The 11,284-nt window shown below is 62.4% G+C and carries 12 protein-coding genes, 1 pseudogene and 1 riboswitch; of the genes and pseudogenes, 7 read left to right on the forward strand and 6 right to left on the reverse strand.

The features are described 5' to 3' along the window. Nucleotides 1–3: 3 nt before the first annotated feature. From ACK59H_RS11555 to ACK59H_RS11570, 4 genes are all read left to right on the forward strand, one after another. On the forward strand, nucleotides 4–747 hold the full coding sequence (locus ACK59H_RS11555) for an ABC transporter substrate-binding protein (protein ID WP_060478936.1): 744 nt from the start codon (nucleotides 4–6) through the stop codon (nucleotides 745–747). A gap of 129 nt (nucleotides 748–876) precedes the next feature. Then, a complete protein-coding gene (ribA, locus tag ACK59H_RS11560) occupies nucleotides 877–1,494 on the forward strand; it encodes a GTP cyclohydrolase II (RefSeq protein WP_060478937.1) in 618 nt (205 codons plus the stop codon). Then, nucleotides 1,491–1,910: a hypothetical protein gene (locus ACK59H_RS11565; RefSeq protein ID WP_060478938.1), complete on the forward strand. Its 420-nt coding sequence runs from the start codon at nucleotides 1,491–1,493 to the stop codon at nucleotides 1,908–1,910. Before ribA ends, ACK59H_RS11565 begins: the two co-directional genes overlap by 4 nt. Beyond that, a complete protein-coding gene (locus tag ACK59H_RS11570; protein ID WP_060478939.1) occupies nucleotides 1,910–2,722 on the forward strand; it encodes a cobalamin-binding protein in 813 nt (270 codons plus the stop codon). Before ACK59H_RS11565 ends, ACK59H_RS11570 begins: the two co-directional genes overlap by 1 nt. Here the strand turns inward: ACK59H_RS11570 and ACK59H_RS11575 are convergent. From ACK59H_RS11575 to ribB, 5 genes are all read right to left on the reverse strand, one after another. After that, entirely contained in the window at nucleotides 2,700–4,571 is a 1,872-nt protein-coding gene (locus ACK59H_RS11575; RefSeq protein ID WP_409264460.1) for a TonB-dependent receptor domain-containing protein, read from the reverse strand. The genes ACK59H_RS11570 and ACK59H_RS11575 overlap by 23 nt on opposite strands. Nucleotides 4,572–4,656: 85 nt before the next feature. Further along, nucleotides 4,657–6,552, reverse strand: a complete 1,896-nt coding sequence (dxs, locus tag ACK59H_RS11580; protein WP_060478941.1) for a 1-deoxy-D-xylulose-5-phosphate synthase — start codon at nucleotides 6,550–6,552, stop codon at nucleotides 4,657–4,659. 175 nt (nucleotides 6,553–6,727) lie between these two features. Beyond that, the gene (gene ispA, locus ACK59H_RS11585; protein ID WP_060478942.1) at nucleotides 6,728–7,615 is read right to left on the reverse strand and encodes a (2E,6E)-farnesyl diphosphate synthase; all 888 of its coding nucleotides are present in this window, start codon (nucleotides 7,613–7,615) and stop codon (nucleotides 6,728–6,730) included. Further along, on the reverse strand, nucleotides 7,612–7,854 hold the full coding sequence (locus ACK59H_RS11590) for an exodeoxyribonuclease VII small subunit (protein WP_008092375.1): 243 nt from the start codon (nucleotides 7,852–7,854) through the stop codon (nucleotides 7,612–7,614). The genes ispA and ACK59H_RS11590 overlap by 4 nt, the downstream gene beginning before the upstream one ends. 98 nt (nucleotides 7,855–7,952) lie before the next feature. Beyond that, nucleotides 7,953–8,603, reverse strand: coding sequence for a 3,4-dihydroxy-2-butanone-4-phosphate synthase (ribB, locus tag ACK59H_RS11595; RefSeq protein ID WP_060478943.1), 651 nt, complete (start codon nucleotides 8,601–8,603; stop codon nucleotides 7,953–7,955). A gap of 80 nt (nucleotides 8,604–8,683) precedes the next feature. After that, a riboswitch (FMN riboswitch) is annotated at nucleotides 8,684–8,825 on the reverse strand. A gap of 89 nt (nucleotides 8,826–8,914) precedes the next feature. Between ribB and ACK59H_RS11600 the strand changes: the two are divergent. The 3 genes and pseudogenes from ACK59H_RS11600 to ACK59H_RS11610 form a co-directional block, all read left to right on the forward strand. Then, nucleotides 8,915–9,196: pseudogene (locus tag ACK59H_RS11600) on the forward strand (TonB-dependent siderophore receptor); the annotation flags it as partial. A 319-nt stretch (nucleotides 9,197–9,515) separates the two neighbouring features. Continuing rightward, a complete protein-coding gene (locus tag ACK59H_RS11605) occupies nucleotides 9,516–9,758 on the forward strand; it encodes a hypothetical protein (RefSeq protein WP_060478945.1) in 243 nt (80 codons plus the stop codon). 155 nt (nucleotides 9,759–9,913) lie between these two features. Beyond that, complete coding sequence (locus tag ACK59H_RS11610) at nucleotides 9,914–10,177, forward strand: DUF3077 domain-containing protein (protein WP_060478946.1); 264 nt, start codon at nucleotides 9,914–9,916, stop codon at nucleotides 10,175–10,177. Between the two features lie 239 nt (nucleotides 10,178–10,416). On the opposite strand, the gene ACK59H_RS11615 is transcribed toward ACK59H_RS11610, so the two are convergent. Next, nucleotides 10,417–11,115: a LexA family transcriptional regulator gene (locus ACK59H_RS11615; RefSeq protein ID WP_186478749.1), complete on the reverse strand. Its 699-nt coding sequence runs from the start codon at nucleotides 11,113–11,115 to the stop codon at nucleotides 10,417–10,419. Nucleotides 11,116–11,284: the final 169 nt, after the last annotated feature.

Below are 11,284 nucleotides of genomic sequence, written 5' to 3' on the forward strand. Positions count from 1 at the left end.
TGAATGGCCGTGAGGACCGTACTGCTGGCAATGATGCTGAGCCTTGCCCCATGGGCCATGGCCGCTGAGCCGTTGCCCAAGCAGATCACCCTGGTCAGCGAAGAGTGGGTGGATTACACCAACGCCGATGGGACTGGTGTCGCCTGGGATGTATTGCGCAAGGTCTTCGAGCCTGCCGGGGTTCATGTGGTAGCGCAAAGTGCGCCCTATAGCCGGGCGGTTGGCTTGGTCAAGCGTGGCGAAGCTGATGCCTGGGTGGGCTCCTACAAGCAGGAAAACGCCGACAACCTCTACCCCAAGTGGCACTTCGACATGGACCATATCTACGCCCTCGGCTTGGCCAGCAAGCCTGCGCCTACATTGGCTGCCCTCGGCCAGTATCGGCTAGCCTGGGTGCGTGGGTACGACTATGGTAGTTACCTTCCCAATGTCAGCAACTACCGTGAAGTCCAGCGCCGTGACGGCATCTTGCCGATGCTCGAACATGAGCGGGTGGATTTTTACATCGACGCAAAAACCGAAGTCGATTACGTGCTCGGCCAAACCTCGCAACCAGAGCGTTTTCGCAGCACCCACGTCGCCGAACTACCGCTTTACCTGGCGTTTTCCCGCACCGGGCAAGCACAGGCCTTGTGCGAGCTGTTCGACCAGCGCATGGCCGAACTGGTGCGTAGCGGGGAACTCAAGCCGATCTTCGAGCGCTGGAAGCAGCCTTACCCGTTCTCGGCCCTCAGCAAGCCGCAGTGATGCTGGACTATCGCCCTTGCAAACATCGAACTTTTCGATGTTCAGGCGCGGTATTCAACGAGCGCACACCTGACGACCTGCTGATACAATCGGCACACGAGAAATTTCCTACTTATCCAGGAGCACAACGTGCCCGTCGTCTTTGTTGCCGCCTCGAAACTCCCGACTCCCTTTGCGACCTTCACCATGCATGGCTTTCTCGACGAAGCCACTGGCCGTGAGCACGTAGTGCTCAGCCTGGGTGATATCGCCAATGGCGAGCCGGTGCTGGGGCGTCTGCACTCCGAGTGCCTGACCGGCGATGCCCTTTTCAGCCAGCGTTGCGACTGTGGTTCGCAGCTTGAAGCCGCTTTACAGGCCATCGCCCGGGAAGGCCGTGGTGTGCTGCTGTACCTGCGTCAGGAGGGCCGCGGCATCGGCCTGTTGAACAAGATCCGCGCCTACGAGCTGCAAGATGGCGGCGCCGATACGGTCGAGGCCAACGAGCGCCTGGGCTTTGCCGCTGACCAGCGCGATTACGCCATGTGCCTGCCGATGCTTGAGCACCTGGGGGTTAGCTCGCTGCGCCTGATGACCAACAATCCGCGCAAAGTCAAAGCGCTGACCGACATGAACATCAAGGTTGCCGAGCGCGTGCCGCTGCACACCGGCCATAACCCGCACAACCGTTACTACTTGGCAACCAAGGCTGGCAAGCTCGGCCATATGCTGGGTAACGAACACCAGGGCGAGGTGCCCCAAGCGTGACCCGCAGCCAGGTCAAACGCCGCCTGGCGCTGGCCTGGTGGCAATACCTGGCGGTGGGCCTGGTGCCGCTGCCAATCATGGCCTGGGCATTCGGTGGGGGCGATGCCCTGATGCCGGTGCTAGCAATGCCGTTGTTCATTGCCGGCGCCGCTAGCATGTTCCTCAGCCTGCCGCGCTTCGGCGCGTACAAGCGGGCGCTGACCGCCACTTCCAAAGCGCTTGGCACGGCGCAGGAGCCTGCAGCCTGGATCAACCTTGCCCAGGTGCGGCGAATGGGCATGCTGTATGCCTGCTTCCCGGCCTGGGTCGGTGCGCTGTCAGTGCTGGTTGGGCTGGAAGCGGTGCCGCAGGTGCTGCTCGGGCTGTCAACGGCGGTGCTGCTATGTCTCTATCGCATTTCGCGTCATCTGGGCTGATGCGCTTTGTGCTTTGCCTGCTGGCGCTGCTGAGCGTTGGCGCACGGGCCGATGAACCTTTGCGCGTGGTCAGCCTGGCGCCGTCGATGACTGAAGTGATGCTTGAGTTGCACGCTGAGGATTTGCTGGTGGGCGTGCTCGATGGCGGTGAGCGGCCGCACGCATTGCAGCAGCTGCCTTCGGTCGGGCGCCAGGGCCAGTTGAACATGGAAACCCTGCTCAGCCTCAAGCCCGACCTGCTATTGCTATGGCCCGGCAGCGTGCCCCCCGCCCAGCGCGACCAGCTTAAGCGCTTAGGCATCGCGACCTACAGCGCCGAACCTCATGACTTGAACCAGTTGCTCGAACAGATCGAAGCCATCGCCGTGCGTGTCGGGCGGGAGGAGCAGGGCCGGCGTTACGTGCAGGCCCTGGCTGAGCGCCTGCTGCAATTGCGCCAGCAGTACCGGCGCGCGCAGCCGTTGCGGGTGTTCTACCAGGTCTGGGATCGGCCGTTGTATACCCTGGGCGGGCAGCAGGTCGTCAGCGATGCCTTGGCGGTGTGCGGGGCACGCAATGTATTCGCCGACCTGGCCCAGCCGGCGCCGCAGGTGAATGTCGAGTCGGTTCTGGCGCGGGACCCGCAGGTAATTCTGGCGGGTGATCGCGCGCAGCTGGCGAGCTGGCGGGCCTGGCCACGCCTGAGTGCCGTGGCCGGGGACGGCTTGCTGGTGGTGCCGGACAAGGGCCTGGAGCGGCCCAGCGGCCAGATGATTGAAGCTACTGCCCGCCTGTGTGCGCTGCTGGCGGCTAAAGTGCCGGCGTCCAAGTGACGCTCAACAGCGCGGTACGGCCTTCTTCGCGGTAGCCATAGCTGGCACCGTCGAAGCTGTATAGCGCCCGGCTGTAATCCTTGGCCAGCAGGTTATCAAGCTTGAGTTCAAGTTTCAGTTCGTCGGTCGCTGCCCAGCCCGCACGCACGCCGAGCAGGCCGTAGCCGCCCAGGCGATTACGGTTGGCCTCATCGTCGTAACTGGCGCTGACCGCCTGCCAGCTGGCACCCACATCGAAGCGGTCGAACTGGCGATCCAGGTCCAGGCTCAGGGTGCGCCGGGCACGGCGAGCGAGGGTGTGACCACTGTCGCGGTCCCGTGGGTCGGTCAGCGCCAGGGCCAGTTGGCTACGCCATTGTCCCCATTGCTGGTCGAGTGCCATTTCCAGCCCGTTGATCCGCGCCGCAGCTACGTTGCGGGGGATCGAGTCCTGGCCAAAGATGATTGCGTCGCGCAGGTCGGTACGGTACAGCGAGGTTTCCAAGCGGCTGTCGGGGCTGAGTTGGCTGCGCCACTGCAGCTCGTAGCTTTTCGAGCGCTCAGGCTTGAGGTCCGAGTTACTGTACTGGGGGTAATACAGGTCGTTGAACGTCGGTGCACGGAAACCTTCGCTGTAGGACAGCAGCACATCGTTCTGCGCATTTACAGGCAGCGTGAGGCTGGCGCTCCAGGTGGTTTGCCCGCCGAACTGCTGGTTCTGATCGCGCCGTACACCCACCTCGGTAGAGAAGCCTTCGCCACGGTAACGGTGCTGGATGAAAGCAGCACGGTTCCAACGGCTGTCCTCACTGAAATCGGTGCTGCCGTGCACGCGGTCTTGGTACCAGTCGCCACCGAGTAGCAGGTTATGCCGCGCTTCCAGCTCCAGGTCATTCTGCCAGGTGACTTGGTCGCGGTAGGTGTTGAATACAAAGCGCTCGTCGCTGAGCTTGTCGCGCTTATCGTCGCGGTTTTCGCTATGGCCTAACTCCAGGCGCGAGTGCCAGAGGTCGCTGAGTTGTGCATCGAAGTAGCTACCCACGCTGCTGACGCTGAAGTCGGTGTAGGGCTTCTGGCCCAAACTCTGGAAGCTGACCGGGTCGAAGCGGCCGAAAGGGTTGTCGTACTCGCTGCGTCCGCGGCTGTCGAGCACGTTCAAACCCGCCTCCAGGCGCTCGCCAAAGGTGTGGCTCAGGCTCAGGTTCAGCGACCGGTTACGGTACGCGTCGTGATCGCCATCGCTGTCGAACGAAGGCCCGGTGGAGTCGATGCCGGCCGTTTCATCGAGGCTGGCACCCAGATTGAAGCGGGTGGCGTCGTCGCCGCCCGACAAACCCAGGCTGCGCTGAAAGGTCTGGTTGCTGCCCGCTGCCAGGCGCAGGCGTGGCTGCAGCCCTGGGCCACTGCTGCGGCGAGTGAAGATCTGGATCACCCCGCCAATCGCGTCGCTGCCATACACCGCCGAGCGCGAGCCGCGCAGCACTTCGACACGTTCGATCTGGTCGACATCGAGAAACTGCAGGCCGCTGTCGCCGGAGGTTGCATTGGCGATGCGCACGCCATCGACCAGCACTAGGCTCTGAGCAGCTTTGGTGCCCCGGATGAAAATGCCTGGAAGGCTGCCACGGCCGCCGGTAGGGGCGACTTGTACGCCGGGTACGCGAGTCAGCAGGTCGGTGACACTGCTCGGTTGCAGGCGATCGATGTCGGCGCGGGTGAACACAGTGTTGGCGGCGCTGGTGGCGCTGCGAGATTCCGCCTGGCGGTTAGCGCTGACCAGCATGTCAGGCAGCTTGAGGGCGTCGTCGCGCTCGGCGGCCAGCACCTGCAAGGGGAGGCAGAGCAGTGGCGCGAAGGTCAGGATTTTCATGCACGGTCACTTAGTATTCACGAGTCAACCCGACCCTACAGATGCCTGCAACGGCCTGTAGAGCCGGGTTGACCCGCCAATGGCCTCAGAGGCCGAGCCTGGCCATGCGAGCTTTGACCGAGGCCTCGATGCCAGCGGCATCCAGGCCGCACTCGGCCAGCATCTGCGCCGGCTTGGCATGCTCGACATAGATATCCGGCAGCCCCAGGTGCAGCAGCGGTTTGACCACCGCTTGCTGGGCCAGGAACTCACCCACCGCCGCACCAGCGCCGCCCATGATGCTGTTTTCTTCGATGGTCACCAGCAACTCGTGGCTGGCAGCCAATTGCAGCACCAACGCCTCGTCCAGTGGTTTGACGAAACGCATGTCGACCACGGTGGCGTTGAGCCGCTCGGCAACTTGCAGGGCCTCGGCCAGCTGTACGCCGAACACCAGCAAGGCAACGTTTTCGCCTTGGCGGCGAACAACGCCCTTACCAATTTCCAATGGTTCGAGGTCACCACTGATCGGTGCATTGGGGCCCGTGCCACGGGGATAGCGTACAGCCGCTGGGCCATTGAACAGGTGGCCGGTGGTGAGCATCTGGCGCAGTTCGTTTTCGTCGCTTGGCGTCATCACCAACATGCCCGGGATGCAGCGCAGGTACGACAGATCGTAACTGCCGGCATGGGTGGGGCCGTCTTCGCCGACCAGGCCGGCGCGGTCGATGGCGAACAGCACATCGAGGTTTTGCACCGCCACGTCATGAATCAGCTGGTCGTAGGCCCGCTGCAAGAAGGTGGAGTAGATCGCCACCACCGGCTTGCTGCCTTCGCAGGCCATACCGGCGGCCAAGGTAACGGCATGCTGTTCGGCGATCGCTACGTCAAAATACCGCTGCGGGTAGCGTTCGCTGAAAGCGACCAGGTCAGAGCCTTCCTTCATCGCTGGGGTAATGCCCACCAGGCGATTGTCGGTGGCCGCCATGTCGCACAGCCATTGGCCGAACACTGCCGAATACTTGGGGCCGCTGACCTTCTTCGGCGCCACCGGCTTGTCGACAGGTTCAAGCTTGGTGATGGCGTGATAGCCGATCGGGTCGAGCTCGGCCGGCGCGAAGCCTTTGCCTTTCTTGGTCACCACATGCAGGAACTGCGGGCCCTTGAGGTCGCGCATGTTGCGCAGCGTAGCGATCATGGTCGGCAGGTCGTGGCCGTCGATCGGGCCGATGTAGTTCCAGCCCAGCTCTTCGAACAGCGTGCCCGGCACCAACATGCCTTTGGCGTATTCCTCGGTGCGACGCGCGATCTCCCAGGCACCCGGCAGGCGCGACAACACTTTCTTGCTGCCCTCACGCATGCTGGCGTAAGTGCGGCTGGAAAGGATCTTGGCCAGGTAGTTGGACAAGCCGCCGACGTTGCGGGAGATCGACATATCGTTGTCGTTGAGGATCACCAGCATGTCGGCGTTGACTTCCTGAGCGTGGTTCAACGCCTCGAAGGCCATGCCAGCGGTCAGGGCACCATCGCCGATCACCGCGATAGACTTGCGCGCGCTGTTTTGCAGGCGGGCGGCAATGGCCATGCCCAGCGCAGCGCTGATCGAGGTGCTGGAGTGGCCGACGCCGAAGGTGTCGTATTCGCTCTCGCTGCGGCGCGGAAAAGCGGCGATGCCGTCCTTCTGGCGCAGGCTGAGCATACGGTTGCGGCGCCCGGTGAGGATCTTGTGCGGGTAGGCCTGGTGGCCGACGTCCCATACCAGCCGGTCATCCGGGGTATCGAAGACGTAGTGCAGGGCGATCGTCAGCTCGATGACACCCAGGCCGGCACCGAAATGCCCACCGGTCTGACCAACGGTGTAGAGCAATTCCTGGCGCAACTCGTCGGCCAGGGTCTCCAGGTCGGCTTCGGCCAGCCGGCGCAGGCCGGCAGGCGTGTCAGCGCGGTCGAGCAACGGCGTGACCGGGCGTTCGCGGGGGATCTCTTGAAACGTCGTGGGCATCAGGCGAGTCGTTATAGGTGTGTTAAGACGCGGCAGTTTACCCCATTGTGGGAAAAGTGCCCATTCGACACGGGTTACGCGGGCGCTGCAGGGCCGGGTTTATCTTACAACGCGATGCTGAAATCACCATCGCATCCGCGGGTCAACCCAGTCCCACAGGGCTTGAAGTCAGGCCTTAATGGCGGCGTTCGACGATATAGCGTGCCAACGCCCGCAGCGGCTCGGCATTTTCATCGAACCCTTGCAATGCGACCAGCGCCTGATCGCGCAGTTCGATGGCATAGGCTTTGGCGGCTTCGAGCCCCAGCAGGGCAGGGTAGGTCGGCTTGTCACGGGCGATGTCGGCGCCCTGGCGCTTGCCCAGGGTGGCGGTGTCGCTTTCTACGTCGAGAATATCGTCCTGCACTTGGAAGGCCAGGCCGACAGCCTGTGCATACATCTGCAGGGCATCAAGCTGCGCCTGCTCGGCTCGGGCACTGGCCAGGGCGCCAAGGTGCACGCTGGCTTCGATCAAGGCGCCGGTCTTGTGCCGGTGCATCAATTCCAGAGCCCGCTGGTCAAGCTTGATGCCCACCGAACCCAGGTCGATGGCCTGGCCGCCGACCATACCGGCAGGGCCTGCCGCTTTGGCCAGGGCCTGGACCATGGCCAGACGGGTGCCATCGGCCTGTGGGCTCAGGTGTGGGTCGAGCAGGGCGCTGAATGCCAGGCTCTGCAGGCCGTCACCGGCCAGAATCGCACAGGCTTCATCGAAGGCTTTGTGGGTGGTGGGTTGGCCACGGCGCAGGTCGTCGTCGTCCATGGCCGGTAGGTCGTCATGCACCAGTGAGTAGGCATGTATCAGCTCCACGGCACAGGCGGCGCCGTTGGCCTGCTCGGGCGGCGCGCCAAGGGCCTGGCACGCGGCGTAGGCCAGCAGCGGGCGCACGCGCTTGCCGCCGTTCATCACGCTGTAGCGCATGGCCGCGTACAGGCGCTCCAGCTCTTTGGTCGGTGCGATGAACAGCGGTTCGAGCGCGGCGTCGACGCGGGCCTGGCAACTGGCCTGGTAAGCGCTGATCATGCTTCTGGCTCCGCATCGAACGGTTGCGCGGCGAGTTCGCCGTCCCGCTCCAGCAGAATTTGCACTTTCTGTTCGGCCTGGGCCAGGGCGCCCTGGCAATCGCGCGTCAGGGCGATGCCTTGCTCGAACGCCGCCAGCGAGTCTTCCAGCGACAGTTCGCCGTTCTCCAGGCGCTCGACCAGCGCTTGCAGGTCGGCGAGGGATTGTTCGAAATCGATGGAGGCTTTTTTGCGGGCCATGGCGACAGTCTCTGTGGCGGGTCTGAACCGCGCGACGTTAGCAGAGCGGGGCTGGGGGAGCAAACTTCAGCAGGCTGCGCAGCCCCCCATGCCCTGGTTCAGGCGATCTCGGCTTGCCGCTCCAGCATGGCCTCCCGGCAGCGGGCCAGTTCTTCGATGGTCAGCACCGGCAGGTTGTACTGCCGCGCATAAACAGCCACTTGTTCGCCCCGCGCCATGCTGCCATCAGGGTTCATCAACTCGCAAAGCACCGCTGCCGGGCGCAGGCCCGCCAAGCGCGCCAGGTCGACCGAACCTTCGGTGTGCCCACGCCGGGCCAGCACGCCGCCATCACGGGCGCGCAGCGGGAACACATGGCCAGGGCTGACGATATGCCGATGCTCGGCGGTCGAGCGCAGCGCTGCTTCAATGGTGGTGATGCGATCCTGCGCCGACACCCCAGTGCTGACGCCCTCGGCTGCTTCGATGGTGACGGTGAAGCCAGTCCCATGACGGGCCTGGTTGTTCTGCACCATGGGGGCCAGCTGTAGGGCATCGACCGTGGCTTCGTCCAGGCACAGGCAGACGATACCGCTGCAGTCGCGGATCATCATGGCCATGGTCTGCAACGATAGATTCTCGGCGGCGGCGACGATATCGGCTTCATCTTCGCGGTCGTCATCGTCGAGCAGCAATACGGGGCGCCCGGCCTGGAAGGCGGCGATGGCGGCGGACACATTAGGGAATTGCTGGTGCAGCAAAGGGGACATGAAACGCTCCTCGTAATGGATCGATGAACGTCTCGGGGCGAACCAAACGCGCGCGCAGGGGCGCCCGGATGGCCCCTGCCTGACGCCTTCTTTCATCCGGACTATGACCGTCGGCTCTGGAGTCGCACCAGATCTGCTGACCCTCGGCATGGCCGAGGCGCTCGCGGGCTTATCTTTCGATTTACCGCCGGTGGGGACTTTCACCCCGCCCTGAAGACCGGCCAAGCATACAGTACTGAGCTGCCCGACAGGCAAGCTGAGCTTCTACGACTTTTGGCGAGCGCCACCCGCGCCGCGCAGTTGTGGAGCAATACGCGATCAGCCAAGGCCCGCTGAATGGGCTGGCCATTGGCGGCGGTGTTTCGGGAATGAGCTATTTCTACTCTGAAAACGGCGGGGTGCGTATCAATGCGCCGGGCTATGCCGCTGTTGACGCGATGCTGTTGTATCCGGTGACCTCGACGCTTACGGCGACGTACAACATTAACAACCTGTTCGATCGGGATTACCTGTCGCGGGTGGGGTCGACTTCGAAATTCAACTTCTATGGGCCATCGCGAAGCATGATGGTTGGGGCGCGGTATGACTTCTAAGTTCAGAAAATTCCCGTTGTTTGTAGTCCATTTCTGAATTAGCTTGCTACCGCCTTTGGGCCATTGCGGTGGTGTATCTGGCGGCTTAGTGTGATCCGGTCGTTGCCAAATCAGCGACCGGGCCTGCAAGCCCGATCAGACGCTCAGTACCGCTATCCGAGTTGCATGAAGTCAGCTTCGGTTAATGGTGGCTGCGTGCGGGAGATCTTCGGATCTGCCGGTTCTCGTCTGTCCGGTCTTGCAGACCCGCACGTAGCCGCCACCCATCAAATGCAAGTGATGTCGTGGTGGTCCCTTCTGATACAGACGAGATTACACCATGCTCAAAATTGTCCCCGACCCACCCCACGATATTCATTCCCTTGAAGACACTCTGATCCAGGCCACGGAGTACGCCCTATGCGCGACGACTGTGGTGCATCAGGCATTGCTGCTGCAGCCCAAGTCACCGGCATCGATCCTGATGATGGCCTCGATGCATGAGATTGAAGCGCTGCGGGCTTTGCTCGAATCAGCGTTGATCCAGGTGCAGATGCCCACAGGGCCTCGCACCTTGCACTAAGCCTCAGTTGATGTGCTGGCTGCTCGTCGCTCATGGTGGGCACGCCCGGTTCCACAGCTACAGCGCAGGCCTTCGGTCTGAGGCGATCTCTGTTGGGGCGGCCTTGCCCGCGAAGAGGCCAGATCAGGCAAGAGAGATTTAAGGGATATTGAACAGTGACTACAGACACCGCCCCATGCACTCCCGGCAAGACCATCTTTTACCAAGGTGAGAACCAGACCCACCCATTGTTCCGTATAGAGCCCGGCATCCCGTGCCGCGATGCCCGCGAGCAAGCCTCGGAACTGATGGGCTATGTGCGCGAGCTGACCATCCTCGGTTTGATGGAAGACAAACCGATGATGATCTGGGCCTCGCACTACCTGAGTGCGATGGCCAAGGCGCTGATGGAGGATGCGGAGCTGGGAATGAGGGACTGAGCGTCGGGCATTAAAAAGCCGGCTTGTGGCCGGCTTCTCGGGGACGCTTCCGACTAATTTATGGTAAGCCGCAACCGCCTTAACTGGATGGCCATCAAGGGCCTGAAAGAGAGGGCAAACGATCGTGTGGAGCGTTGCCAAGCCCTCTGGAACACGGCTTGCACCGGCCGGGGCTGAATGTGCCGCGTAGCATACAAGGGCCGGCGCGGTATGCCCAGCAAAAATTGGCCCAGTGGCAGTCATTCGGGGCGGCGTTGGCGGTAATGGGACCAATGGAAGACCCAGCCCAGGACTGCGAGCTTCTGCGCTTCACGCTCCAGCGGTGTGTAACGTTCCACCGCGTCACGGGGGTTATGGCTATGCAGGCACAAGCTGTTACGTACGCCGACGCTAAGGCAATTCACTCTGAGCCTGCCATTGTGCAGCAGGGCATAGATCTCGCCATCCACTACCTGTTTGTAGCTCAGGTCGATCGCCAGAATGGCGTCGCGTGGTATCCAGGGCGCCATGTTGGCGGCTGGCATGGTCATGCAGATGGCGTTATCCACAGGTACCGCCAATGCGAGCAGGGCTGATGCAGGCATTGCCAGGTAGTGATTGTCCAACGCTGCCAATTGGCCACCGCGCAGCTCATGAAGTGGCAGTTGCACCAATGGGGCCGAAGGTTCCGGCATCAGGCCGGGTGTGGTGGTGGGGGTTGTCTGGGGGGAGTAAAGGCGCAGCAGCGAAGGCGGATGCTTGGGGCCTTCGCCAGTCTGCAACCAGCGGCGTTGTACGCAGAACAGTTCGGCTATTTCATCGAGGCGGGCAATGGGGATGCCGCGGATGAACCAGTTATTGATGTGCTGCGACGTCACGCGGCGTTGAGCAGCGAAATCTGCGGGAGTCAGGCCACATTCTCTGAGAAGGGCTTTCAGGCGGTCACCGGATCTGTTCATGGCTCAGAGTGTAGCGGCCTGTTGCCAGTAGCGAAATGAACGCGATGTTGACGCGATAAGTGGGAAAAATCTCCGACGCAGGTCAAAAGTGTAGGATCGTGTAGGATTTTTTACCGACTTGCCAACGGGCAAAAAACCTCGCCTGAGCGATAATGCTGTTTACTTGAGG

It is taken from the genome of Pseudomonas sp. KCJK9000 (genome assembly GCF_046230725.1).
Classification (GTDB): Bacteria; Pseudomonadota; Gammaproteobacteria; order Pseudomonadales; family Pseudomonadaceae; genus Aquipseudomonas; species Aquipseudomonas promysalinigenes.

Bases quoted from the DNA above. Each gene is read 5' to 3' on its own strand.
- ACK59H_RS11555 (WP_060478936.1), top strand. From the start codon at position 4: ATGGCCGTGAGGACCGTACTGCTGGCAATGATGCTGAGCCTTGCCCCA.
- ACK59H_RS11570 (WP_060478939.1), top strand. From the start codon at position 1,910: ATGCGCTTTGTGCTTTGCCTGCTGGCGCTGCTGAGCGTTGGCGCACGG.
- ACK59H_RS11575 (WP_409264460.1), bottom strand. From the start codon at position 4,571: ATGAAAATCCTGACCTTCGCGCCACTGCTCTGCCTCCCCTTGCAGGTG.
- dxs (WP_060478941.1), bottom strand. From the start codon at position 6,552: ATGCCCACGACGTTTCAAGAGATCCCCCGCGAACGCCCGGTCACGCCG.
- ispA (WP_060478942.1), bottom strand. From the start codon at position 7,615: ATGATCAGCGCTTACCAGGCCAGTTGCCAGGCCCGCGTCGACGCCGCG.
- ACK59H_RS11590 (WP_008092375.1), bottom strand. From the start codon at position 7,854: ATGGCCCGCAAAAAAGCCTCCATCGATTTCGAACAATCCCTCGCCGAC.
- ribB (WP_060478943.1), bottom strand. From the start codon at position 8,603: ATGTCCCCTTTGCTGCACCAGCAATTCCCTAATGTGTCCGCCGCCATC.
- ACK59H_RS11605 (WP_060478945.1), top strand. From the start codon at position 9,516: ATGCTCAAAATTGTCCCCGACCCACCCCACGATATTCATTCCCTTGAA.
- ACK59H_RS11615 (WP_186478749.1), bottom strand. From the start codon at position 11,115: ATGAACAGATCCGGTGACCGCCTGAAAGCCCTTCTCAGAGAATGTGGC.